Here is a 25,555-nt window from a genome sequence, read left to right as displayed (position 1 = left end):
TTGCTAGTCCTATGTATCACGATGAAGTTAATAAGCTCGCTCAGCTTATAAAAAGTAGCTTACAGATAAAAAATGAAAAACATATAAAAGATAAAGAAGTAGCTGATGCAGATAACATTTGGAATGCCTCATTATTCCTTTCTAAAGTTTTGCATAAGGCTTCCTATAATTTTTCATTTACTAAGTCTGATTTTCAGAAATTTAAAGTTGACTTTGAACAAACTTATGGCGTAGAGATTAATGATAAATCTTTATTTGATCGATATTGGTTACGAGAAATCTTAGGGCAAGTTAAACTATCAAGTGCAATTGATTCTTTCTGTTACAGATTTGATGAGATTACAGATTTCAGAGAAGAACTTAAATTTATTTGTAAACTTCAAGAAGATAATAAACCTGAACGTTTTGAATCTAATAAGAAGTTTTCAAAAGAGTACTTATCAGATAAAATTGTAGAATACGAAAAAGCAAATACCTTGTCATTAAATATTGACGGAGTGCTATTTAAAAGATGGTCTAGTGAAAAAGATAATGAAATAGGGTTTTCTGATATGCAATCATATTTCAAGCCGTATTTGGAATATTGGGATGATTTTATATTTCTGAACGCTTTAAGAAAGTATCTCTCAAATAGGAAGGAAATAAAAATAAAGATATCCGATTTTACAGATATCCATTTTACACATAAAAATGCATTTTCAAAAACTCCTACTATAGAGAAATTAATAAGTCAAAAATTATTAATTAAGATTGCTGATGATTATAAAATTGAATTTTACAATTCGAAACCTAGATATTGGTCAGGTTTAGAGAATAAGATATCTGCTTATCTCTGGCAATTGTTACTTGACGATTCTACATTTCAAAATGATAATGAAAGACTTATTAATTGGACTTATAAAGTTCACTATTGGGAAAGCTGGCCAAATCCATATCAATTCTTAGTCTCTTCATCTTCTAAACGATTATTAGATGCTTCGTTCACTTGTATTATAGATGAGAAGGATTTAGAAGGATGTGATGATGAGTTCAAAAAAGTAAAACTAGAAGGAGAACATCGAAATGAGATTTTTATTCTTTCCGAAAGAGGTCTGAAAAGGGACAATGAATTTTCTTTAAACAATGATGATTTGTTTCAGATTCTTAATAGTTTAGAATCATGGGAAGATAGAGCAAGCAGAACTTATTTATATGATCAAACAACAAGAAATGAAATTGGTTTTTTGATTTATTTGGTAGTTGTACAAGATGAGGAATATCATAGAATTGAAAATGAATCAGATGAGGATGATTATAAAATAGAACATTGCATAAGAATAAAAGATTTACTAAGAGCGGGTATTAATAAACCCTATTTAGTTTGGAAAGTTTCCCGTGTAATAAGATACCATAGACCAGAAGTCATTCCACATTTGCTTTTTGAGAAAGACATTTGTTCTATGTGTTTTATAATATTAGATCAGCTAGAATATAATGCTGAACACAGAGGCTATTTTGAAAGCAAAATATGGAAAGAATCTATTTTATTTACCTTGAAACAGTTAATTAAGGAGAATGCGTCTAAACAAGAAATAGCCACATTAATCTTTAATGTATTTCAAGTTATAAATAAAGAAAAATATAAAATCTACAATTATCAGCAACACCCTAAAAGTTCTGAGAATTTAAATAGCAGGGAATACGAATATTTAACTTTGCTAGAGAATTATAAAATCAATTCAGTAAAGTTTTCTTCACAAAATACAGATTACCTGCTGCCATATATTTATAAGGAACTGTCCGACCTGTTCATAAATCTCAAAATAAAGCCCAAGTATAATAATGGCACCATTCGCTTCCCTATGTTACAATGGGATGGAATAATCTGGTTATTGAAAATTTCAACATATTGGAAGTTTAAAAATGATTTGACAAAATCGGATATAAAAATAGAAAAACTAGTAAACGAGTTTTACAAGTCTTACTTAGAAAGTATAGAAAAGAAAGAAATAACAAAATATAATTTCTTTGATGATAAAGTTGAGGTTGGAACTCCTTTGTGGAGTGAAAAAATAGAGACCGTTGGTCTTTTGGATTGGCTATTTCCTGTTTATTTTATAAACAAAGAAGGAAGTTTAAACTCATTTCTTTCCCCACGCATTGAAATTGATAAAAGTAAAGGTAGGTATGATGAAGTAAATAGGTTTAGTGTTCAAAAATTACGAACGCATATTGGTGTTTTATTACAGTTATTGAGAAAAGTTATTGAAACACCAACTCCTTATAGTTTTGAAGAAAAGAAAATTCTGGAAATAAAGAGAAGAATTGAAGATCAAATTTTTGATTATCTTTCTAAATACTCCGACCATAATCCTGAAGCTGACTCTATTGATTTATTTGGCTATAGTGAAGAACGTCAATTCCAGAATTCAGATAAAGAAGCTCTAATACCTCAATTATTCAGAGCAATCAATTGGTTTTCAGATAAAGAGAAGGTTGTCAATCTAATAATGGAAAAAGGAGACTTAACCAAAATTCTTGAATTGTTGGAAAACAGTACATCAGAAGGAACTAGAAAACTATTATTAGAAAAAGTAAAGAACATCAACATCAGAGAGTTCTTAGAAAGTTTTAACTGGATTCCTGAGATTGAGAATGTCTTAATTAAGATTTCTCGTTATCCTGAATTAATAGAACAGGCTGAAGAGGCTGTGACCTATTGGGAGGAGAAAGTTTTGCAACGCAAAAGTGAACTAAATTACAAAGAACTATTATTTACTACGAAATTATTACTAGCTTATTTTAAAAATGATATATCATCTATCAATACAATAGACGTTCCTGATAAAGAAAACAATTATGATTCCAGAAAATTACCTTATTCTGTATATAAGAGTTTCTATTCGGCATTAATACATATTCAATCAGAGCCCGAGAAAGCCTACAATAAATTTAATGACTTAGTTAAATATCATCCCGATTACTACACATTTGCTTTAAATAGAATGGTAGCTAAAGTAAACTGGGCTGAAAAGGAGGGTAAGATTGATTTATATAGTGAAGCCTATGAAGAATGGAGAGAATATCGTAAAGTATCTGATGATTCAAGCTTTGAATTAAAAGACAAAACAGAGTCTTTAACTGTTTTAGATTTATTAAATAAATTAGAAAAGTTTGATGATTTCGAAAAGGTTTTTCGAAATTTAGAATTACCAGTAAGAATGGACCCAAATATTCTAAAACTTAGAGTTGAGAATCTTGTTGAACAAAAGAAACTTGATGAGGCATCAATATTAAAAGATACAGCTTATAAATACCATCAATCTTCTTCCGAAACACCATCTGAATTTCTTACAGAAATTGATAATTTAATAAGCGGTATTGATAACATTGATGAGTTAAAGTCTTTTTATCACAAAATTTTTTCAAGTACCCCGAATAAGTTAGTGCGAATTATTCCTGAAGATATTAATGATAAAGAAAAATTAGATGAATTCATTGTAAATGAAGTTGTGACTGCTTCAAATAAAATGCTTGAAAAAATAAAATCTATTTCGGAGATAAAAAATGAAGATAAATACAACGATATAATGGAAGTACTTATTGATGCTAGAATTAATCCTTGGGGTTGGCATGTTGGAGCACAATCAAGAGGTGGATATTCTGCCCCAAAAGATGGTAGGAATAGCTTTCAACCTGGTGAAAGAGATTTACCAATAATGAATTGTAATAATCAAGCAATTCAAATTTGCGAAGCTTTTATATATAGAGGAAGTACCACCGCAAAAGAACATATAAATAAACTATTTGATTATCATCATAAAAAAGAAGAAATGACCATCATTGTTTATGATACTGGTGAAGTCAAAGGGAAGACATTTGATCAAAACTGGGGTGATTATAAAAAAAATATAGTACCTAAGACAAAGTATCCCTCTGGTTTTGAATTTGAATCAATTATTGAAGTAACCAATGATTATAAAATGAAATTATCCGCAGTTAAAATTGCAAAATCCAATCATAAATCAGGCACTATTTTACATCATATTTTTATAAATATTAATTACAAAACAACTTAATTGAACTGTGAAAATAATAGCTGACACAAATATTTGGTATGGTCTTGGTCAAGACAAAGAATTGTTTGAAAAGTTTAGTAAAGAACCTATCAGTCCGACATTTGTAAATATTCATGAATTATCAAAATCAGAAAATCTAATAGACAAAGAAGAATTGTCAAGAAGAGCAATTCAAATGTTATTTAAATTTAAAGAAAACGCAATTTACGAACCACCATTTATATATTTAGCTAAACTAAAACAAGAATTTAAATATGATATAATTTCAGAAATTGGTCAATGGCTAGAATTTACATCAAAGTTCGCCAAAGGTCATTCAATAGATCCTGAAAAGAAAGAAGTTTTTAAAGAAGAAATTTTAGCAGGTAGAAAGAATTTAGATGAAGTTGCAAAATTGTTTAATGATGAAGCTGAAAATATTAGAAATAGAATTTTAGATAAAAAAGCACATAAAAAAATAGACACTTATCAAATAACTGCAGAGTTTATTAATTTTTGTGTTGAGCAATCAACAAAAGGTAAGGTAAATATTGATGGATTTGAACTAGATACTATTGAATTATTGATAAAAACTTTAGATCATTTTTTCAAGACTCTTGAAACAAGTCAAATGAAGGTTCAAGCAAATGACTGGTACGATTTTGCAATACTTGCTTATGTACAACCTGGTGATAAATATTGGACAAGAGAAAAAAGATGGATAAATCTAATCAATGATGCTGGTTGTGGTCATTACTTAATTACCGAATAAAATCTTAAATAATCATTACCTCATTCAGTCTGCACAAAAATTGCTTCTAGTCCAAGTATTCCTAGCATCAATTATTTGTTTGCTTCATTTCGTTAATTTCATATAAAAAGAAATCGGTACGCTAACGCTGAGGCATTTTCATCCCACCCTGTCCATCACTCTCCACCGCACTAGTGGTATTTTCAACGCGCACAGCATTTGCTTTTCCCTCTGTAAGCCAATAAAAAAAGGGTTCCAGTTTTCCCAAACCCATCGCACACTGTAACCCTTTTTTTATCCGCTTACTGCCAACGCCTAAAAACAAAAGCTGTCTTCCAACGGCTAAACCACTCCCAAGCTATGTTACATAATAAACCTTATAATTCCTTCCTTAAAAATCCCATCGCTCCGGCAGCGGCAGTTATAAGGGTTATTATGTAAAATATCCGCGCTCCAACGCGCCCACCCAGAAACGGTAAGTATTTGTATTGTTTTTTAGAGTGGCTTTGCATTTCCACAACACAAAATCTTTTCACTAATAACGTGTTGCTTTTCACTCAACAATTAGCCACCCTAAAAATCAAAAAAGAAAGGATGTACAATTAAAAATTGCAAACCCTTTCCGACGAATCACTTTCAAATCACGTTTAGTTTTCCATAACAACAATACAAATGCTATTGATTTTAAATTGAAAATCAGTATTTCAAAATAAAAAAAGTAAAAAAAAGAAGGCAAAGGTTTGTTCCAGGTATTCAAAAAAGCAAGTTCAAGCCTTCGGTTTCAGATAAAATCTCCATCCAGTTTTTCAAATCATATTTTATACATAAAACAAAATACTGCTTTAAAACACGAATCTCTTAGAGTAGTATTTCATCTGAAAAACTTGCTTTTTTGAAACCTTCCACATGAAATGACGGCTTTCTTTTTTTTCCTTTTTTCTTTTGAAAAGAAATTTTGTGTGAGGGCTGTCCGAACCAAATCATCTTTGGGAAATAACCAAAGACTGGAGAAGAAAGAAGAATTAACCTTTAATTCTTTACTTATGACCAATTTCATTGTTAAAAGCCACGTAGTCGGAAAATCGTATGCAAAACCGCATTTCTTTGTGTTAAACAAAGGATTAAACAGCGGAAAACCACAAAACGAACCTTTTACAAATTCCTTTGTCTTGATCTTCCAAAAAGAAGAAGACAAAGAAGACGTGTTTTGGATTGCTTCCAGTTTATGGAAATCAAAATTTTGGATGCCTTATTTGCGAGGTTCTGTAATTCCATTTTTGGCACTTTACGAGTTTCAAAAGGAATTTTTCCCAAAAGTCAATCGTTTTCTACAAGAACACGAGCAACATCAAAAAAATGTAAAAGCGTTACAGCTCTTGCAACAACAAGAAGCACATCACGCAAAAAACATTCACTTAATCAACGAGCTTCGCAATGCCATATTGATGAGGTATCGCAACAAATAAAAAAAGCCTGGTCTTACGACTAGGCTTTCGTTTTGTTTAACCCAAAGGTCACCACAACAAGGGTTAAACTTATTTTTTGTGCTTCTTATTCAGACTTTTAAGTACTAACGAAATAGTAAAACTGACTACAGCTCCAATAGTGGCTAAGATAACCGTTTTTGCAATATCTTCAGATTGAATATTGGGTGCAATACTTAAAAATGTACCTCCTGCAGTACCTATTAGCGTGTGATTATTCGCTGTCATTTGGAATTGTCAACTGACTTGCAGCTGTCAAAACACTTCCAGCAACCGCAACATAACCGCCAATGGTTGTAACAACAACAGGCAAAGCTACTGGAGCTGCTAAAATAGTTCCACCAACTGCCGCTAATGCCAAACCAATAGTACGAAACACTTTAAAAAACTTAGGTGTGGGAGCCGAAACTCTATTAACTATATTTTTCATAATTAAAATTTAAGATTGAACAATTAACGTAACACTTTCATGATTATCCAGAGCTTTGTAAACAATGCTTTTAAGCTTCTCAAAAGCTTTTCTGGATAACAACCCTAATCCTGGTCCAGAAAGTTTAGTAACCGGAGCAATACAGCCTTGTAATTCCTTCTGTGAATTATTAGCAGGATGAAAAAGAATAAACTTTCTATTTGGTACATCCACTAATTCCAAATGCCATTTGTATTTTGAGCTATATCGCTTTCTAATAAAATATTTCCCTTCCGGAATACAGGAAACTCTTGTTTCGTTCATCTTCCAAGGCAATTCTATGGTATTGCATATCAATTTGCCTTCACATTCGAGTTTTCCATTAGTTCCTTCAGGGAAATAAGTTCTAGTTAACCAAATAACCATTATACGCCACCATCAACTTTAACAATCGATAACGGGTTGAAAGCACCATTTTTCAAAGGGTACATTTGCCCATTAATCTCTTGATAAAACTCAATACCTAAAGCTAAAACTAAAGGGTGAGTAGAGTTAGCCGTAACGGCATTACTCAAATTGATTACAGCTGTTGCAGTTCCGTCCCAAGGCAAAATTGCCGTTTCGGTAGTTTCTACCACATAGGTTTCGTTCGTAAAATCGATTTCAGCGCCTCCAGAAATCACTTTAAAGTGAGTTGTTCCACTTGGAGCAGCAATCATATTAGCAGGTACAAAAGATGGAATAGAAACACTTAATGTTCCTGCAGCTCTGTCAATTGCTGAGGTAAACGGAGCAAATAAAGAAGTACCTAATTTTCCACGAATATTAAATTCGAATCCAAGTACTAATTCAACTTCACCATCAATTACATTTCGTAATCCTCTTTCACTCACAGCATCCGCCTGAATAACTTTTACCATCGTTTGAGTCAAACGACTCACCATTCTACCATCAGCAGAATTCAAAAGCAATGGTCGTAAAGCCGTTCTTAAAACCTTTCCGGCTTTTCCAGCTCTACCAAACTCGGAACCATTTTCACGCGTTCTCTGGAACGCAGGATCACTCGCAATTCTGCTCGCGTCAATTCCACCTTTCTCACGAGCCAAATGACCGTCTTGCGTTTTGTAAAAGGTAATATCCCCGATAGTACCTTTCAATTTAATTATGCCTTTCTGTCTAGCCATAACTTCAAAAATTTCATTAATAAATCAGTTAAAAATTCCTTCAATCTCCATCACGTTGCAACACTTTTAGATTGATTTAGAAACAAAATTTAAACAATAAATGAAAGCTTCAAAGTAGTGTGTCATCACATGACACTTTTGTCCAAATCCGACACATATGACATCAAAACAAGTTCATTTATCATTTCTGAATCAGTTCAAATAATAATTACTTTTACTAAAATTAATTCTTATAATCAGTATGAAATAAGTAATTCAAAGCCTAGTCAAAGGCATAGATAAAGTATGAAAATCGAAAAAAAGAGAATATGTATCTATCCAAAGGATATACAACGCATTACAGGGAAGAGTTATAGACAAAGTGCAAGATTGTTGCAAAAGATAAGAACTGACCTTAGAAAGCTTGAAAATGAGTTTGTATCGGTTGAAGAGTTCTGTAATTACACAAGCTTAAAAATTGAACAAGTTGAACCTTTAATAATTGGATAAGATTGACAAATAAAGTATTAATTATTAAACTTCATTTTAATCCCTTTTTATACTCTTAACCAGTTCAATAAATGAACAATAATTATACTTTTTTACTTTGATTAATCCTCTAATTTTCATAGATTTGTCTTAATAAGATTTCGAAAAATTTGCACATCATTTATCGATGCAAAAACGAGACCCTAGGATTTTTAAAATTGTTAAAACCAATAATATCAAGCGTTTATAAGGGGATGATAAATCCCTCTTTCTCCGCGGAAAAAAATCCTAAATGGTGTCAAAACCCTGAAAATCTTATGATTTTCGGGGTTTTTTGCTTTTGCTGATATACCAAATTATTCCTAAAATCTTATCGCTAAAGGGACTAAATCGACTTTATCTATTCTTAAAATTTTGTTAAAAAAATAATTCTGAAACGATTGTTTCAAAAAAAGATTACCTTTGCTTCGAAAATAAATTTTATATGGCACGTTGTGTAGAATTTAACGAAACTGAAAAAATAGAAAAAGCAATGAATGTCTTTTGGGAAAAAGGATATAATGCCACTTCTATGCAAGATTTAGTTGATGCTATGCAAATAAACAGAAGTAGTTTGTATAATACTTTTGGAGATAAGCATAATCTTTTTCTAAAATGTTTAAGTAACTACTTTGACAACGCCATGTTAGAATTAAAAGAGAAAGTAGCTAAAGAAAAATCAGCAAAACAAGCTCTTACTAATATTATTCGAGATAAAGTTTCTTGGATTGTAGATTGCGAAAAAGGCTGCTTAGGAATGAAAACTATTTTCGAAATTGCTCCTGAAGATTTGGAAGTACGAAACCAAATGAAAAAAAATAATGAAATCTATCTTATTTTCTTAGCAGATGTAGTACAGAAAGCTATTGACAACAAAGAATTAGATGGGAGTTCAGATGCTCAATTAATTGCCGAGTACATTGTGACTTCGTTTACTGGATGGAAACAATCTTATATTCTTGAAAGAAATCCAATTCGAATAAAAAAAATGTCTGAATTTTTGATTAAGACTATTTTACCATAGTTTTTTTTATCCTTTTCTGGAACGTTTATTTCAGAAAAAAATAATTATTAAGTATTACAAAAATAAATTACAGCATTGATTTTGAAACGATTGTTCCAAAATCAAATATAATCTTAACTCAATTTTTAGTATAAAACAGTATGAATTCTGAAACGATTATTTCAAAAAAAACAAAAAGCGAACCCAATAAATCAATAAAAAAGAAGACTATGAAAAAGATTACATTATTTAGTGTACTATCTGTATTATTAATAGGTTGCTCAGGAAAAAATAATCAAATGCCTCCTGCAGAAATACCTACTTTACCTATCTTGAATATTACGCATTCTAGTGCACAAACAAACACAGAATTTCCTGTGGCTATTCAAGGAAAAACAGATATAGAAATAAGACCGCAAGTAAGTGGCATTATAGAAAACATATTTGTTGATGAAGGTGATTATGTGTCCAAAGGACAATCTTTATTCAAAATTAATGATAATACATATCGCCAACAATACAATAATGCAAAAGCAAATTTAAGTGCTGCTGAAGCAGCATTAACTAATGCTCAGATTGAAGTCGACAAGTTAGTTCCATTGGTACAAAATAAAATGTACTCTGAATATCAGTTGAGAACAGCAAAATCCAATTTAAGTATTGCAAAATCCAATGTTGAGCAAGCAAAAGCAGTTTTGAATAATGCACAAATCAATTTAGATTATACTTTAATTCAAGCTCCCACAAATGGGTATATAGGAAGATTGCCCAGAAAACAAGGAAGCCTTATTAGCCCTCAAGATCCGGAAGCTTTAACTAAATTATCTGACATAAAAGAAGTATATGCCTATTTTTCTCTAAGTGAAAATGACTTTTTAAATTTTAAAAAGCAGTATGAAGGAGCTACAATTTCTCAAAAAATTGAAAAAATGCCACCGGTATCTTTAATTCTATCAGACAATACCGAATATGAGCAAAAAGGAAAAGTTGACATGGTAGACGGACAGTTCGACAAAACAACAGGTGCCATTACATTAAGAGCCAAATTTCCTAATCAAGATGGTTTTTTGCGCTCAGGAAACACAGGTAAAGTCAAAATAAGCATTAACCATGATAATTCAATCCTTATTCCGCAAGAAGCTACTGTAGAAATTCAAGATAAAATTTATGTTTTTTTATTAGATAAAAACAATAGTGTGTCCAGACAGCTTATAGAAGTATCGGGAAAAAGCGGTACAAATTATTTAGTTAAAAACGGTATCCATTCAGGAGACAGAATCATATTGAAAGGATTTGAAAACTTACCAGACGGTGTTAAAATAATTCCTGAAAATTCTAAAAAAGAAGTTGCTAAACTCTAATTCTTAAAACAAACTCATTCAATATGTTACAAAAATTTATTGATAGGCCAGTACTATCAACAGTTATCGCTATACTTATAGTTATCCTAGGAACTATAGGCCTAAACACCCTTCCATTACAGCAATTTCCAGACATTGCACCGCCTGCTGTACAGGTAGTAGCGCTGTATCCTGGAGCAAATGCTGAAACAGTTCTTCGTTCCGTAGCTCCTTCATTAGAAGAAGCCATTAACGGAGTGGAAAACATGAGTTATATGAGTTCTACTGCTAGTAATGATGGTTCCTTAGTTATTACAGTTAATTTTAAATTAGGTACAAATCCTGACCAAGCTGCTGTTAATGTTCAAAATAGAGTTTCACAGGCAACCAGTCAGCTTCCACAAGAAGTGGTTCAAGCAGGTATCACAACCACTAAACAAAACAACAGTTTATTAATGGTTGTTGATTTACTATCTGAAAATGAAAAAGAATATAACGAAGTCTTTTTAGCTAATTATGCCCAAATCAATTTAATTCCTGAAATAAAAAGGATTCCGGGAGTAGGTCAAGCATTACTCTTCGGAGGAAGTAAAGATTACTCTTTAAGAGTGTGGTTAAATCCGGCCAAAATGGCTTCTTATAATTTAACCCCAAAAGAAATTATGGCTGCAATTCAGGATAAAAATCTAGAAGCTGCCCCAGGTCGATTTGGTGAAAGTAGTCATGAAGCTTTTGAATATGTAGTAAAATACAAAGGTAAACTGAACAAACCCTTAGATTACGAAAACATTGTCATTCATTCCAATTCAGATGGTTCTGTTTTAAGACTAAAAGATGTTGCTCGCATTGAGTTGGGATCCTATACTTATTCCAGTAGCACAAGAATAGATGGAAAAGCAGGTATAAATATTGCCATTAATCAGTTGCCCGGTTCAAATTCTAGCGACGTCCAAATTGCCATTAAAGAAATGATGGAAAAGGCATCTAAAGACTTTCCTAAAGGAGTAAAACATTTAATCCTGTATAATACTAAAGATTCATTGGACCAATCTATTGCTCAAGTAAAATCAACATTAATAGAAGCATTTATACTTGTATTTATTGTTGTGTTTATTTTCTTGCAAGACTTTAGAGCTACTTTAATTCCGGCAATTGCTGTTCCGGTGTCTATTTTAGGAACCTTCTTTTTTATGCAAATCTTTGGGTTTTCCATTAATTTATTAACCTTGTTTGCATTAGTACTAGCCATTGGGATTGTTGTAGATGATGCTATTGTAGTTGTGGAAGCAGTTCATGAAAAAATGCATAGTAAGAAACTATCTGCTAAATCCGCAACAACATCTGCAATGAGTGAAATTACCGGAGCGATCATTTCCATTACTCTGATTATGTCTGCGGTATTTTTACCTGTTGGTTTTATGGATGGATCTACAGGAGTTTTCTACAGACAATTTGCTTTTACATTAGCAATTGCCATTGTAATTTCAGCTATTAATGCCTTAACATTGAGTCCTGCTCTGGCAGCATTATTCTTAAAAGACTCACATGAAGATTCACATAGTAATGAAGATAAGCCAAAGAATTTCAAAGATAAATTCTTTATAGGTTTCAACTCCGGGTTTAATAAGTTGACCAATAAATACGTAAACAGTTTACTTTTTTTAATTAAAAATAAGTGGATAAGTTTAGGTGGTTTAGCCTTAGTTATCATCGGAACATTTTTACTGGTTAAAACAACACCAACTGGATTTATTCCTTCAGAAGATCAAGGTTTCATTGCCGTTTCTATGTCAATGCCGGCAGGTACGTCATTAGAAAGAACAAAAAATACAATGGGCGAAGCAGAAAAAGCTTTGGCAACGCTTCCTTCTCAAAAAACATTAAATGTTTTATCCGGGTTTAATATGTTAACCCAATCTAACAGTCCATCATCAGGTGTTATATTCATCTTGCTTAAAAAGGCAAAAGAAAGAGGAGAAATGGATAACATCAATGATATTATGAATGATGTTCGCGGAAGATTAAGTGCCGTTAAAGGAGCAAATTTCTTTGTATTTACTTTTCCAACAGTACCTGGTTTCAATAATGTTGATGGATTAGATATTGTATTAAAAGATAAAACGGGCGGCAGTATCAGTAAACTAAGTAATACAAGCATCTCCTTTATTGGTGAATTAATGAAACGTCCAGAAATTGCAGTTGCATTTACAAGTTTTAAGGCTGATTATCCACAATTAGAAATGGAGGTAGATGATGTTAAAGCCGAACAGTTAGGCGTAAATGTTAGAGATCTACTGCAAACAATGCAAGGCTATTTTGGTAGTGCTCAGGCTTCAGACTTTAATCGATTTGGAAAATATTACAGAGTAGTTGTTCAAGCGGAAGCCAGTTCAAGAAATAATCCTGAATCAATAAACGGTGTTTTTGTAAAAAATAGAAATGGCGAAATGGTGCCTATCACATCATTGGTAAAATTAAAACCTATATTAGGTTCAGAAACAGCTTCCAGATATAATCTGTTTAATTCCATTAGTATCAATGCAATAGCAAAACCTGGCTTTAGTTCGGGAGCTGCAATCAAAGCGATACAAGATGTTGCCGAAACTAAACTACCCAAAGGATATTCTATAGAATTTTCAGGTTTAACAAAAGAAGAAATTTCATCATCCGGACAATCTGCCATCATCTTTGGTCTAAGTCTACTGTTTGTATTTTTCCTTTTATCTGCTCAATACGAAAGTTATATTCTTCCTTGGTCTGTACTACTTTCTATCCCAACAGGAATTTTAGGTGTTTTCTTAACCATAGGAATGACAGGCATAGAAAATAACATTTATGTTCAAGTTGCCTTAATCATGTTAATTGGTTTATTAGCGAAAAATGCAATTCTAATTGTGGAATATGCCATCCAAAGAAGAAGAGCAGGAAAATCTCTTTTAGCAGCGTCAATAGAAGCCGCAAAATTAAGATTACGTCCAATCATTATGACCTCTTTAGCTTTCGTAGTTGGTTTAATACCGATGATGAGAGCCACAGGACCATCTGCATTAGGAAATCATTCCATAAGTATTGGCGCTGCAGGAGGAATGATCTCCGGAGTTGTATTAGGTATTTTTATTATTCCGGTATTATTTATTGTATTCCAGCATTTGCATGAACAAATTTCCGGCAAACCGTTAGCAGTCATTCATAATGAAGAAAAACATTCAAACTAATTTATTAAAAATGAAAATAAAAAATCAATATATGTATTTAGTAATCACACTCTTTATAAGTGTGATTACTTTGGCTCAAAACAAATTAGATTTAGAAATACCTCAAGTATATAGAAATTCTACTTCCATTGACACTACTTCTATTGCTACAATAAAGTGGAAAACATTTTTTAAAGAAACAGAACTAATTGAATTAATTGATGAAGCTTTAAAAAAGAACAATGATTTGCTAATTGCCGAAAAAAACATTGCTATTGCTAACTTACAATATAAGCAATCCAAATGGGGAAATGTTCCTCAGGTAAATGCTTTCGTTAACGCTTCGTCAAATAGGTTATCTGAAAATAGTTTAAATGGTATAAGTACAAATTTGTTCTTAGGTCAAAATCATGTTGAAGATTTTTCATCAGGTTTAAATCTTTCATGGGAACTTGGAATTTGGGGCAAAGTAAAAAATCAGAAAAAAAGAGCTTTAGCAGAATATTTACAAACATCTGAAGCTAAAAAAGCATTACAAACAACAGTAGTTGCTAACGTCGCTAAAAATTACTACAATCTATTGATGCTTGATGCTCAACTAGAAATAGCAAAAAAAACTTTGGTATTAAACGATAGCATTTCTTATTTTGTTAATCTACAATATGAATCGGGTTTAACAAGTTTACTCGCTAAAGAACAAACCGATGCGCAACGCTTAGTTGCGGCTAAATTAATACCGCAAATTGAGCAAAATATTCAAATTCAAGAAAATTCTTTAAGCGTATTAACCGGTTCTTTTCCGTCCGAAAAAATTAGAAATGAAAAATTGAATGCTATTTTGGTTCATGCAAATTCATCCATTGGAATTCCTTCGCAATTATTAGAAAGAAGACCCGATGTAAAAAATGCTGAATTGGCTTTACAAGCTGCTAATGCAAAAATTGGAATTGCTAAATCAAACTTCTATCCTACTCTTAATATTACAGCAAGCAGTGGTGTCAATTCGTTTGAAGCTGACAATTGGTTTACTATGCCTGCCTCTCTTTTTGCAAATTTAGCTGGTAGTTTAACTGCTCCTATATTAAATGGGAGAAAAATAAGAACACAGTATGAGATTACTAAACAAGAAAGAGAACAAGCAGTTGACCAATTCAGACAAACCGTTTTAGTAGCTGTTAGTGAAGTAAGTAATGCTCTAGTAGGTATAAATAAACTTGAGGAGCAATTCAATATAGCAGATGAAAGAAAAGTAAAATTACAAAGTGCAGTTAATAATTCTAATCTGCTATTCAAAAACGGCATGGCAACTTATCTGGAATTAATAATTGCGCAGAGTAACTTATTACAGGCTGAATTAGAGTTAACTAACATCAAAAAAGATCTATTATCTGCAAATGTAGAACTGTATAGAGCATTAGGCGGCGGTTGGAATTAAAGATCAGCAACTACTTTTAAAACTATAATTTAATTTATTAACCTATAAATCAATAAAATCTATGAAAATGAAAATCTATGAAATAGGCACTATTATCTCTTGTATACTTATGGTCGCTTCTGTAATTTATCTTAAAATGAGCTGATATATAAACATAAGTAAAAATTATAAAAGGTAAATTAAAGGCTAAAGGAAAAATAATCCTTTAGCCTTTTTTAGCTTGTATATCTTTTCATCCCACTACTCTACTCTTTTAATAATTCAATGATCTTTATCTATTTAAAATGATATAATGTAAATAGCTGCTCCTCTTTAAAAGTATCAAATTTAGGTACTAAAAACACCTCTCAATTAATACCTGTTAATTAAAAAGCGTTACAAAAAACACCACTTCAAACAAATTTGTAAAAATAACCCGAAAACAAAAACAGGTGTTTTTACTTACGTTTATTTTATTCTAGTCTCTTACTTTTACCATAAGCATTTATTATTAACGCTTTAGTCACTGTTATTACCTAAAAATTTTACTTAAGGTTAAATCCTAAAAACTCAATATCATGACAATGACTAAATTTGACACACCAGCGTATCAGGGAGAAAAAGATTTCCAAAATCAGCCCGAAAAACTTAAAGAAGAGTTCCTATCTTCTTGGAGTAATTATGTTAACTATTGTTCTCTTAATTCCCAGATGGGAAATCCCTGGACTAACCTTTATGACCATCCTCGAAGCTGGTATTATAATCCATTAATAACACCTGTTGTTCCTGCTTCCAGTAATACCGTTCCAATTCAATGGACTGCCTTTCCTAATAGGATAAATCATTACTTTCAAGGACTTTTCAGTAATACTTTTGGAAATGATGCAACGGATAAACTTCATGAACTAGCAGATATTGGTCCGGATGCTTTCAGTAAAAAATACAACATCAATCTTGATATTCCCGCTAAGCCATGTGATCCAAATAGTACTGAAACCAAATCTTTTGGCCCTAAAGGTCCAAGAGGATGGCAAGATGAATACTGTGAATGGTCTGTAGCACGTGATGAAAAAGATAATATCATAGCTGTTGACTTTACACATGAAAATCCAGAATATTGGTTCCATTTATGGCGAGTATCTCCTGACTTGGTATTATCTTTATATCAAGAAATTTTGAATCAGCCCAATGTTAAATTAGAAGATCTTTATTTATACGACGCTAATAATAACCCTGTAATTGTTCGTGAAACCGGAAAACCGGCTTATAATCCTATCAATAAATGGAATAGTGGTTCAGCAACTACAGGCTTAAGCGGTGGAGCTATTCATCTTACCAGTCCTCCTAACTCTTTAGGAGCCGAAATTTATTTAGGAGCTGCCGCTACTATTTTAAGACAAGTGAACGGAGTAATCCTTAAGGATGCCAATCAACTTATTTGCGCTTCCCAATATGGGCAAATCTATCGTAATAGTGATCCACGCATCGGACAATCAGTAAACTTATTGGTACAGGAACATAATTTATTGATTACGCTTACTAACCCTATTGCTTTGTATGGGCAAAAACCTAATTTAAGCATGTTTGAAATGCCTGCCGGAGCTAACAAAACTATTGAAGATTGTTATACTATCGTCAGAGGTCTGGAGACCAATTCCGGTAAAGCTTATTATCCGAATAACATGATCCTACATTCCCGATTTTTTGTACCGGAAGGCGCTAACTTTACTTTAAGTGATATTAAAATAAATGGAGTTCCTATGAAATGGGGGTCTCAGATTGCTGATACATTTCAAGTTCAATTAGCCGGAACCGGAATACCGGCAAGTAGCAGCCAAAAACCTGAAATATTTCCTCCGGTTACTGCTGCTTCTCTTATTTTACCTAATGTTCAATATGTTTTAGATTACGATGTTTTATCGGCTAGTTTGTATAACAAACTAAACACTCTTTCCAATTTGACTTCTTGCATCACTCAGGTAGAAATAGGCGCTACAACTGATAATATTGCTATTCTTACCTATAATGCTACAAAGGATACTCAATTTGACTTTGGTTCCGGTATTTCAACTACAATCAATTCATATCAAGATTTAGGAGACAACGGACAATTATTTGTAGTGAGCTTAGAAGTGGATAGTTCTGTTTCAACCGGACAAAAACCATTGGCTCTGTACAACACCTCAAGTGACCCGAAATATCCTATTGCCGGAGTTTTAGAGGTAGTACCTTCCGGAACTTTACCTTCTATCAATACAAAAAAGAATGCAGTTGCTCTTTCAGAAGCGCAAGTTGAACATTTAAAAGCTATTCTATAATATGAAGAAAATACTTTTATTGATGGTAAGCACATTTTTATTACTTACCTCATGCAAAAAAGAAAAACAGATCGAAGAAATAGCTAAAAATACTGCAACTCAGAAAACGGAACAAGAAACTATAGATTGCGGCGCTTTTTGTAACCCTCCGGAAGTCACATATATGCTACCAGATGATGCTTGCAATCTAAGTTCACAAAAAACTATGAACTGTTTTGCCTGGAGTAGTTTTTTAGCTCTTAACTGGAAAGCAGGTGGACAAGGAGTTCCGGATAGCACAGCAACCGCTTCAAGTTATGGAACTCCCGGAGATTTTAGTCCAACTGTATGGGAAAGTTGTCCTAGTGTTGATGATATTTTTTCGGCACAAGGAAAAAGTTTAAAAGCTTTGAATCCTTTGACTTCTGTTAAACGCATCAACAAACTAAGTAAAATTGGTTTACTACTAAACAAAGTAAATAAAAAATCGCTAAGAGCTTCTAAAGACAGTAAACTGGAAGAGATTTTTCAGGCAAAAGGAACTTGGCTTACTGATCAAGGAGGAAATCTGGTATGGTATGAAGTACGTGTTGATATGACTGAAGCCGATTTTATCAATGCAAACCAATTGTACACAACAGCTAATTTAAAAAATTATGCTGCTAAAAACAACGGCGTTTGGTTACCTACAGGTTCTATAGAGTTTAAAGCAGCATGGAAAGTAGTTCCCGAAAAAGAAGTAGATTCTGTACAGAAATATTATAAAATGTCTCAGGCTCTAGTTCCTACTGTTACAGGTTTTGACGCTGACAACCAACCTATTTACGGGAAGTATACACAACAATATCTGGCTTTGGTAGGCTTACATATTATTCGCAAAACATCTTTAGCATCTCAATTCGCTTGGATGACATTTGAACATATTCATAATGCTCCAACAGCTGATCAGGTAGATGATTCTATTAACTATAGCTTTTTTAACAAAAACAGTACAGCTATACCTAATCAATCTCCTGTCCCTAATAAAGATAATATATCAACTCCGGTACAAGTAGTTCGAATTGCAAATAATGCTTTAACTGACGATATAAAAATGTTAAATGCTCAAGTACAAGATTTGATTCGCCAAAGCAATCCTAAATCTGTATGGCAGTATTATCAGTTAGTTAATGTACAATGGCCTCAAAACCCGGTACAAGATATAAATAACAATAAAAAAGTGCCATTACAAACCGGAGGCATAACTCCTTCCAATATTGCTAATACAACTATGGAAACTTATGCTCAAAGTACACAATGTATGTCGTGTCATCAATATGGCAGTATTAATGATACATCACATCCTACCGACTATAGTTTTGTGTTTTTACAAGTAAAACAGTAAAATTAAAACGTCCCATAATAGAAGTTTATATTAGTTAGCTCCTATTAAAAAGGTTGTCTCTTTTTTTTGAGACAGCCTTTTTTTATTCATTTTTCGGAGAATATAACTCCAGATAAAATTGATTCTTTATCGGGTAAGTATTAATTTTGAAAAGATAAAGAAAATATATCATGTCAAAAGCAATTCAAGACTTATATCCCGATAATTTGGCACACTGTTATGGTTGTGGCAAGAATAATCCTGAAGGTTATCAACTTAAAACCTATTTAATAGGAAATGAAACTATTGCTCATTTTACACCTGAAGAAAAATATACTTCCATTCCGGGAAATGTTTATGGAGGATTAATTGCTTCTCTATTAGATTGTCATGGTACAGGTTCGGCAGCTGCTTTTGCTTGTTTAGCAGAAGGTATTTCTTTAGAAGAAGCACCTATACCAATTCGTTGTGTAACGGCATCACTAAAAGTCGATTTCAAAGCGTTGACTCCTATGGGAACGGAACTGGAATTAAAAGGAAAACTCAGAAGTATAGAAGGAAGAAAAATTTGGGTGGATATGACCCTTACTGCAAACGGATCAGTTTGTGCTACAGGAGAAATTTTAGCTATTCGGTTAAAAGAAGAATAGAAGAAAGTAAATATCCGGAATAAAAAACAAAAATATTTGTTCATTTAATAACTCCGAAGCCACTTTCTTCTATGCTATAATTTAAAACTATACATTAAATTTCCAGTCAAATTCGTCTTTGTTATTGATAATAGCGCCAATTTCTACTTTGACCACTTCATTATAATCAACATAAAGCATTAACCAATTGTCTTCATTGAAATAGATTTGGACTCCATCTTCTTCGTGTTGGTCAAACTTAACTATTTTTTGAATAGCTAAATTACCTTGTACGATATCCCAATCAGTATTTATTATTTTGGAATTGAACAATTGTAAATCAGGATTTGTAGAAGTAATATATCCTAAACGAAAATCTTCATCAGCATAAAAAGTCAATTTCATTTTTTCATCATTGTAAACGTAAATGATATTGTCTTCGTCGTCTTTGATAGTTCTATTAGGTTTACCGTATAATGTTTCAACATATTTTTGAGTCATTCCGAAAACCAATCGGTCTAAACCGTGTTGCAATTTAATTTCCATATTTTAGTTTTTGCAAAAGTAAGGATAATATTTTGTGAAAAGTAAAAAGTGACTTTTAGACGGGATAGTAGCTTTGTTTGAGCTCGCCCGACTTTTGAGGCGGGAAGCGAGTGCGAATAGCCCGACTGGGAGTCAATAAATAGCAAATGATGTTCTTCTAAAAAAGAAAAACCACAATTTGCATTGTGGTTTCTATATTGAAATACTACTAAATTAGTCTATTTTGAAACGTTTACGATCGTTTTCATTTAAGTAAATCTTTCTTAAACGAAGAGATTTTGGCGTTACTTCTACGTATTCGTCTTTTTGGATATATTCTAAAGCTTCCTCTAATGAGAATTTGATTGCCGGAATAATTCTAGCTTTATCATCAGCTCCAGATGAACGAACGTTACTTAATTTTTTAGTTTTAGTTACGTTAACAACCATATCATCGCCACGTGAGTTTTCTCCAATTACCTGACCTTCATAAATATCTTCGTTCGGATCTACGAAGAATTTACCTCTTTCTTGTAATTTATCAATTGAATAAGGAATTGCTTTTCCGTTTTCCATTGAAATTAATGAACCGCTTAAACGTCCCGGAATTTCACCTTTGAATGGTTGGTATTCTAAGAAACGGTGTGTCATAATTGCTTCACCTGCTGTAGCTGTTAACAACTGGTTACGTAACCCGATGATACCACGAGAAGGAATGTTGAACTTGATAATCATACGTTCTCCTTTTGGTTCCATACTCAACATTTCACCTTTACGAATGGTTACAAACTCTACTGCTCTACCTGATACGTTTTCTGGTAAATCGATAGTTAACTCTTCAATTGGCTCACATTTAACACCATCGATTTCTTTGATGATAACTTGTGGCTGACCAATTTGAAGTTCGTATCCTTCGCGACGCATAGTCTCAATCAATACAGATAAGTGTAGTACACCGCGACCGAAAACCATAAATTTATCAGCAGAATCTGTTTCGTTTACACGTAACGCTAAGTTTTTCTCTAATTCTTTATTTAAACGATCTTTAATGTGACGAGAAGTTACAAATTTACCTTCTTTACCAAAGAAAGGCGAATCGTTAATGGTGAACAACATACTCATAGTTGGCTCATCAATTGCAATCGTTTGCAATGCTTCCGGATTTTCAAAATCAGCAACAGTATCTCCGATATCAAATCCGTCTAAACCTACTAAAGCACAAATATCTCCTGCTTGTACAGAAGCTACTTTTACTCGTCCCAAACCGTCAAAAGTATGGATTTCTTTAATTTTTGACTTGATTATTTTTCCATCGCGCTTTACCAAAGAAACATTTTGTCCTTCTTTTAATTCTCCACGTTGTAAACGACCAATAGCGATACGTCCTGTAAATGAAGAGAAATCTAATGAAGTAATCAATAACTGTGGTGTTCCTTCAGAAACTTTAGGAGCAGGAATATGCTCTAAAACCATATCTAATAATGGTTCAATGTTTTCTGTTTGATTTTTCCAATCATCGCTCATCCAGTTATTTTTAGCCGAACCGTAAACGGTTGGGAAATCTAACTGCCATTCTTCTGCACCTAACTCAAACATTAAGTCGAACACTTTTTCATGTACTTCTTCCGGAGTACAGTTTTCTTTGTCAACTTTATTAATTACTACACAAGGTTTTAAACCAAGGCTAATTGCTTTCTGTAATACGAAACGAGTTTGTGGCATTGGCCCCTCAAAAGCATCTACTAGTAATAAAACACCATCAGCCATGTTTAATACACGCTCTACTTCCCCACCAAAATCGGCGTGGCCCGGAGTGTCAATAATGTTGATTTTAGTTCCTTTGTAGTTTACAGAAACGTTTTTAGATACAATGGTAATACCTCTTTCTCTTTCAAGGTCGTTGTTATCTAGGATTAATTCACCTGTACTTTCGTTATCTCTAAACAATTGACAGTGATACATGATTTTGTCAACCAAGGTAGTTTTACCGTGGTCAACGTGTGCGATAATTGCAATATTTCTAATCGGAGTCATTCGATAATTTTTTCAAGGTGCAAAAGTAAGCTTAATTTTTGGATAAAGCACTATATTTTAGCAGACTAAATTGATAATAACTTAAAATTAATATATAAAAAAAACTCTCCTAGTGGAGAGTTTTTTTTATATGACATGCTTTTAATTATAAAGCAGCAACGTGTTTCGTTAATTTAGATTTTAAATTAGCTGCTTTATTATCGTGAATGATGTTTCTTTTAGCTAATTTGTCAATCATAGAAATTACACTTGGTAATTTAGCAGCAGCTTCAGCTTTATCAGTTGCTAAACGAATTGCTTTGATAGCATTACGAGTAGTCTTGTGCTGATATCTGTTTAATACTCTTTTCTTTTCGTTACTTCTAATTCTTTTTAGAGCTGACTTATGATTTGCCATTTTTAATTCTTTTTAATTGTAATAATTATTAATAAACTATTAGTTTAAAAAAAGAAAAACCTCCCACAATTGTTTAACAATCACTTCAGTTTTAACTAATAAAACAAACCTTAGAGACACTTAACATTTGTTTTATAAAACTATTCACAACTAATTCTAGTAGCCCGTAGGGGAATCGAACCCCTCTTACCAGGATGAAAACCTGGCGTCCTAACCGATAGACGAACGGGCCAGAGATATAATATTTTGTAGTCCGTACGGGAATCGAACCCGTGTTACCAGGATGAAAACCTGGCGTCCTAACCCCTAGACGAACGGACCATTATTCTCATTTGCGGTTGCAAAGATACACCTATTTTTTATTCCTGCAATAGGTGTATCAAAAAAAATTAAAAAAAATTAATATGCCTTCGCAAAATACACTCTTCCTTTAGACGGAGCTCCTGTAAACACACAAGTTCCCGCTTCTTCAATGCGATCTAAAGGAATACAACGAATAGTTGCTTTTGTTAATTCTTTTATCTTTTCTTCCGTTTCTGTGGTTCCATCCCAATGAGCCGACACAAAGCCTCCCTTGCCTTCTAAAACCTCTTTAAACTCATCAAAAGAGTTTACTTCAGTAACATGTGTATTTCTATAATCTAAAGCCTTCTGGAATAAATTGGTTTGAATCTCTTCCAATAAGTTCTGAATATACACAGCAATTCCTTCTTTAGAGACCGTTTCTTTCGACAAGGTATCTCTTCTTGCAACTTCATACGTTCCGTTCTCTAAATCTTTTGGCCCAATAGCTAAACGTACCGGTACACCTTTCAATTCATATTCGGCAAACTTAAATCCCGGACGTTGCGTATCTCTATCGTCATATTTCACAGAAATTCCCATTTTACGCAATTCTTTAGTCAACTCCCCTACTTGCGCAGAAATAGCTTCTAATTGCTCATCAGTTCTATGAATAGGAACAATCACCACTTGAATAGGTGCTAAGTTTGGAGGCAACACTAATCCGTTATCATCAGAATGCGTCATCACCAAAGCCCCCATTAAACGAGTAGAAACGCCCCATGAAGTTGCCCAAACATAATCTTGCTTTCCTTCTTTATTGACGAATTTCACATCAAAAGCCTTAGCAAAATTTTGCCCTAAGAAATGTGAAGTTCCAGCCTGAAGCGCTTTACCATCTTGCATTAATGCTTCAATACAGTACGTTTCTTCAGCACCAGCAAAACGTTCGTTTGCTGTTTTAAAACCTTTAACCACCGGAATAGCCATAAAGTTTTCTGCAAAATCAGCATAAACATTCATCATTTGTTCTGCCTCTGCAATAGCCTCAGTTTTTGTAGCGTGAGCTGTATGACCTTCTTGCCATAAAAATTCTGCTGTACGTAAAAACAAACGCGTACGCATTTCCCAACGCACCACATTAGCCCATTGGTTGACCAAAATAGGTAAATCTCTATACGATTCAATCCATTTTCTATACGTATCCCAAATAATGGTTTCAGAAGTAGGACGAACAATTAATTCTTCTTCTAATTTAGCATCCGGATCAACTTCAATTGATTTCCCATCTTCTCCGGTTTTTAAACGATAATGAGTTACAACCGCACATTCTTTAGCAAAACCGTCCACATGACTCGCCTCTTTACTAAAGTACGACTTGGGTATAAACAACGGAAAATAAGCATTTTGATGCCCTGTTTCTTTAAACATTCTATCCAATTCGGCTTGCATTTTTTCCCAAATGGCATAACCATAAGGCTTAATTACCATACACCCTCTTACTCCTGAATTTTCGGCTAAATCTGCTTTAACCACCAATTCATTGTACCACTTAGAGTAATCTTCTGCTCTTGTTGTTAAGTTCTTGCTCATTATTAATATTTTGGCATAAAAATTGTTTAACTAAATCTTAAGTGAAATATTCGACAAAACTAATTAAATTTGTAATGTCCGACAATAAAAAAAAGCGTTATGAAAACTAAACTACATTTTTCAAAAAGAATTCCAATGTTTTTCGCATTAGGAATATTGATTGCTTTTGTTGTTTCCTGTGGATCCTATCAAAATTCTTCCTACTACGATAATGACGGAATTTATGGAACCGATAATGGTAATTATCAACAACAAGATGTAAGTCAAAAAAATTATACTCAAAACAGCAACGGAAACATCTATGCCGATAAGTTTAGAGGGATGCAAGACGAATATCAGGATCAATATGACCACTTTACTAATGTTGACCAATATTCTTCTCAAGAAAACGACACCGTAGTAACTGTTTATAAAAACAACTATAACAATTCTGATCAATATGCCGGTTGGGGCAGTAACAATCATGATGTAACCATTAATTATTATAATAATGGATGGAACAATTGGTATTCTCCATATTCTTACTGGGGTTCTCCTTGGTATAATTACTATGGTTCCGGTTGGTATTGGGGATGGAACTCTTGGTACGGACCTAACTGGGGTGTAAGCTGGGGATGGAACCCTTGGTATTATGGAGGCTATTATCCTTACTATGGATATGGCGGTGGATATTATGGTTATGGTGGCTACGGATATCCGTACGGAGGTTATTATCATAGAAACGTTGCCTATAGTAGTGGTCCCAGAGGAGGAAGTAATTATTACTACAGCAACGGAGGAAGATACAGTACAGGACGAAATGTAAATTTGAACAGCAGATCTTCAAACAACAGAAATACTTATTCTTCTAGGAATTCAGGATCCCGAAACACTTACAATAACGGAACGAGAAGTAATACAAACAACAATTATAACTCTACCAGAAATTATTCTAATTCTTCAAGAAATTATTCCACTCCTAGTAGAAGTTCAAGCTCTTCTTCAAGAAACTACTCTTCTCCCAGTAGAAGTTCAAGCGGAAGTTTTGGAGGTGGCAGCTACGGAGGCGGACGCTCCGGAGGTGGTGGATTTAGCGGAGGCGGACGCTCTGGAGGCGGTGGACGTCGTTAATT

The 25,555-nt window shown here is 33.2% G+C and carries 20 protein-coding genes and 2 tRNA genes; 12 read left to right on the top strand and 10 right to left on the bottom strand.

Annotated elements, in window-relative coordinates; translation table 11 throughout:
* Nucleotides 1-11: 11 nt before the first annotated feature.
* The 3 genes from ACUSJC_RS10355 (at nt 12) to ACUSJC_RS10345 (ending at nt 6,254) form a co-directional block, all read left to right on the top strand.
* Nucleotides 12-4,058 (top strand): hypothetical protein, encoded by a 4,047-nt coding sequence (locus tag ACUSJC_RS10355; RefSeq protein WP_449269501.1) that lies wholly within the window; start codon nt 12-14, stop codon nt 4,056-4,058.
* A 7-nt stretch (nt 4,059-4,065) separates the two neighbouring features.
* Nucleotides 4,066-4,809, top strand: a complete 744-nt coding sequence (locus ACUSJC_RS10350; protein WP_449269500.1) for a hypothetical protein — start codon at nt 4,066-4,068, stop codon at nt 4,807-4,809.
* Between the two features lie 965 nt (nt 4,810-5,774).
* Nucleotides 5,775-6,254: a DUF6943 family protein gene (locus ACUSJC_RS10345; RefSeq protein ID WP_449269499.1), complete on the top strand. Its 480-nt coding sequence runs from the start codon at nt 5,775-5,777 to the stop codon at nt 6,252-6,254.
* A 69-nt stretch (nt 6,255-6,323) separates the two neighbouring features.
* Here ACUSJC_RS10345 and ACUSJC_RS10340 read toward each other — a convergent pair whose 3' ends face one another.
* Genes ACUSJC_RS10340 through ACUSJC_RS10325 form a run of 4 tightly spaced genes read right to left on the bottom strand, consistent with a single transcriptional unit; the run spans nt 6,324 to nt 7,865 of the window.
* Entirely contained in the window at nt 6,324-6,500 is a 177-nt protein-coding gene (locus ACUSJC_RS10340; protein ID WP_170108208.1) for a hypothetical protein, read from the bottom strand.
* Complete coding sequence (locus ACUSJC_RS10335; RefSeq protein WP_449269498.1) at nt 6,487-6,702, bottom strand: hypothetical protein; 216 nt, start codon at nt 6,700-6,702, stop codon at nt 6,487-6,489. Before ACUSJC_RS10335 ends, ACUSJC_RS10340 begins: the two co-directional genes overlap by 14 nt.
* A 9-nt stretch (nt 6,703-6,711) precedes the next feature.
* Entirely contained in the window at nt 6,712-7,107 is a 396-nt protein-coding gene (locus ACUSJC_RS10330; protein WP_449269497.1) for a DUF5675 family protein, read from the bottom strand.
* Nucleotides 7,107-7,865 carry a hypothetical protein gene (locus tag ACUSJC_RS10325; protein WP_449269496.1) on the bottom strand — a complete coding sequence of 253 codons (759 nt, stop codon included), beginning with the start codon at nt 7,863-7,865 and terminating at the stop codon, nt 7,107-7,109. The genes ACUSJC_RS10330 and ACUSJC_RS10325 overlap by 1 nt, the downstream gene beginning before the upstream one ends.
* Before the next feature lie 285 nt (nt 7,866-8,150).
* On the opposite strand from ACUSJC_RS10325, the gene ACUSJC_RS10320 reads away from it, so the two are divergent.
* The 8 genes from ACUSJC_RS10320 to ACUSJC_RS10285 all read left to right on the top strand — a co-directional run bounded on the left by ACUSJC_RS10320 (nt 8,151) and on the right by ACUSJC_RS10285 (nt 19,633).
* Nucleotides 8,151-8,354, top strand: coding sequence for a hypothetical protein (locus ACUSJC_RS10320; protein WP_449269495.1), 204 nt, complete (start codon nt 8,151-8,153; stop codon nt 8,352-8,354).
* 463 nt (nt 8,355-8,817) lie between these two features.
* On the top strand, nt 8,818-9,396 hold the full coding sequence (locus tag ACUSJC_RS10315) for a TetR/AcrR family transcriptional regulator (RefSeq protein ID WP_449269494.1): 579 nt from the start codon (nt 8,818-8,820) through the stop codon (nt 9,394-9,396).
* A 209-nt stretch (nt 9,397-9,605) separates the two neighbouring features.
* Nucleotides 9,606-10,736, top strand: a complete 1,131-nt coding sequence (locus ACUSJC_RS10310; protein WP_449269493.1) for an efflux RND transporter periplasmic adaptor subunit — start codon at nt 9,606-9,608, stop codon at nt 10,734-10,736.
* A gap of 23 nt (nt 10,737-10,759) precedes the next feature.
* Complete coding sequence (locus ACUSJC_RS10305) at nt 10,760-13,930, top strand: efflux RND transporter permease subunit (protein ID WP_449269492.1); 3,171 nt, start codon at nt 10,760-10,762, stop codon at nt 13,928-13,930.
* 31 nt (nt 13,931-13,961) lie between these two features.
* Nucleotides 13,962-15,344 carry a TolC family protein gene (locus ACUSJC_RS10300; protein WP_449269491.1) on the top strand — a complete coding sequence of 461 codons (1,383 nt, stop codon included), beginning with the start codon at nt 13,962-13,964 and terminating at the stop codon, nt 15,342-15,344.
* Nucleotides 15,345-15,901: 557 nt separating this feature from the next.
* On the top strand, nt 15,902-17,641 hold the full coding sequence (locus tag ACUSJC_RS10295) for a hypothetical protein (protein ID WP_449269490.1): 1,740 nt from the start codon (nt 15,902-15,904) through the stop codon (nt 17,639-17,641).
* A gap of 1 nt (nt 17,642) precedes the next feature.
* Complete coding sequence (locus ACUSJC_RS10290; RefSeq protein ID WP_449269489.1) at nt 17,643-19,004, top strand: hypothetical protein; 1,362 nt, start codon at nt 17,643-17,645, stop codon at nt 19,002-19,004.
* 170 nt (nt 19,005-19,174) lie between these two features.
* Entirely contained in the window at nt 19,175-19,633 is a 459-nt protein-coding gene (locus ACUSJC_RS10285; RefSeq protein WP_449269488.1) for a PaaI family thioesterase, read from the top strand.
* A gap of 87 nt (nt 19,634-19,720) precedes the next feature.
* Here the strand turns inward: ACUSJC_RS10285 and ACUSJC_RS10280 are convergent, their stop codons facing one another.
* From ACUSJC_RS10280 to proS, 6 genes are all read right to left on the bottom strand, one after another.
* Entirely contained in the window at nt 19,721-20,158 is a 438-nt protein-coding gene (locus tag ACUSJC_RS10280; protein ID WP_449269487.1) for a hypothetical protein, read from the bottom strand.
* Nucleotides 20,159-20,371: 213 nt separating this feature from the next.
* Complete coding sequence (gene typA / locus ACUSJC_RS10275) at nt 20,372-22,171, bottom strand: translational GTPase TypA (protein ID WP_449269486.1); 1,800 nt, start codon at nt 22,169-22,171, stop codon at nt 20,372-20,374.
* A 145-nt stretch (nt 22,172-22,316) separates the two neighbouring features.
* Nucleotides 22,317-22,568, bottom strand: coding sequence for a 30S ribosomal protein S20 (gene rpsT / locus ACUSJC_RS10270; RefSeq protein ID WP_449269485.1), 252 nt, complete (start codon nt 22,566-22,568; stop codon nt 22,317-22,319).
* Nucleotides 22,569-22,728: 160 nt separating this feature from the next.
* Nucleotides 22,729-22,800, bottom strand: a tRNA-Glu gene (locus tag ACUSJC_RS10265).
* A gap of 17 nt (nt 22,801-22,817) precedes the next feature.
* Nucleotides 22,818-22,889, bottom strand: a tRNA-Glu gene (locus ACUSJC_RS10260).
* A 78-nt stretch (nt 22,890-22,967) separates the two neighbouring features.
* Nucleotides 22,968-24,443, bottom strand: coding sequence for a proline--tRNA ligase (gene proS / locus ACUSJC_RS10255; protein ID WP_449269484.1), 1,476 nt, complete (start codon nt 24,441-24,443; stop codon nt 22,968-22,970).
* Between the two features lie 99 nt (nt 24,444-24,542).
* Between proS and ACUSJC_RS10250 the strand changes: the two genes are divergently transcribed.
* Nucleotides 24,543-25,553 (top strand): hypothetical protein, encoded by a 1,011-nt coding sequence (locus tag ACUSJC_RS10250; protein ID WP_449269483.1) that lies wholly within the window; start codon nt 24,543-24,545, stop codon nt 25,551-25,553.
* Nucleotides 25,554-25,555 lie beyond the last annotated feature (2 nt).

The organism is Flavobacterium sp. U410 (genome assembly GCF_053570605.1).
Note: the sequence above shows the minus strand (reverse complement) of the source record. Positions and strands in the feature narration are given on the sequence as shown.

Bases quoted from the DNA above. Each gene is read 5' to 3' on its own strand.
- ACUSJC_RS10280 (WP_449269487.1), bottom strand. From the start codon at position 20,158: ATGGAAATTAAATTGCAACACGGTTTAGACCGATTGGTTTTCGGAATG.
- rpsT (WP_449269485.1), bottom strand. From the start codon at position 22,568: ATGGCAAATCATAAGTCAGCTCTAAAAAGAATTAGAAGTAACGAAAAG.
- ACUSJC_RS10340 (WP_170108208.1), bottom strand. From the start codon at position 6,500: ATGACAGCGAATAATCACACGCTAATAGGTACTGCAGGAGGTACATTT.
- typA (WP_449269486.1), bottom strand. From the start codon at position 22,171: ATGACTCCGATTAGAAATATTGCAATTATCGCACACGTTGACCACGGT.
- ACUSJC_RS10250 (WP_449269483.1), top strand. From the start codon at position 24,543: ATGAAAACTAAACTACATTTTTCAAAAAGAATTCCAATGTTTTTCGCA.
- ACUSJC_RS10305 (WP_449269492.1), top strand. From the start codon at position 10,760: ATGTTACAAAAATTTATTGATAGGCCAGTACTATCAACAGTTATCGCT.
- ACUSJC_RS10295 (WP_449269490.1), top strand. From the start codon at position 15,902: ATGACAATGACTAAATTTGACACACCAGCGTATCAGGGAGAAAAAGAT.
- ACUSJC_RS10310 (WP_449269493.1), top strand. From the start codon at position 9,606: ATGAAAAAGATTACATTATTTAGTGTACTATCTGTATTATTAATAGGT.
- ACUSJC_RS10355 (WP_449269501.1), top strand. From the start codon at position 12: ATGTATCACGATGAAGTTAATAAGCTCGCTCAGCTTATAAAAAGTAGC.
- ACUSJC_RS10325 (WP_449269496.1), bottom strand. From the start codon at position 7,865: ATGGCTAGACAGAAAGGCATAATTAAATTGAAAGGTACTATCGGGGAT.
- ACUSJC_RS10300 (WP_449269491.1), top strand. From the start codon at position 13,962: ATGTATTTAGTAATCACACTCTTTATAAGTGTGATTACTTTGGCTCAA.
- ACUSJC_RS10335 (WP_449269498.1), bottom strand. From the start codon at position 6,702: ATGAAAAATATAGTTAATAGAGTTTCGGCTCCCACACCTAAGTTTTTT.
- ACUSJC_RS10320 (WP_449269495.1), top strand. From the start codon at position 8,151: ATGAAAATCGAAAAAAAGAGAATATGTATCTATCCAAAGGATATACAA.
- ACUSJC_RS10330 (WP_449269497.1), bottom strand. From the start codon at position 7,107: ATGGTTATTTGGTTAACTAGAACTTATTTCCCTGAAGGAACTAATGGA.
- ACUSJC_RS10290 (WP_449269489.1), top strand. From the start codon at position 17,643: ATGAAGAAAATACTTTTATTGATGGTAAGCACATTTTTATTACTTACC.
- proS (WP_449269484.1), bottom strand. From the start codon at position 24,443: ATGAGCAAGAACTTAACAACAAGAGCAGAAGATTACTCTAAGTGGTAC.
- ACUSJC_RS10315 (WP_449269494.1), top strand. From the start codon at position 8,818: ATGGCACGTTGTGTAGAATTTAACGAAACTGAAAAAATAGAAAAAGCA.
- ACUSJC_RS10285 (WP_449269488.1), top strand. From the start codon at position 19,175: ATGTCAAAAGCAATTCAAGACTTATATCCCGATAATTTGGCACACTGT.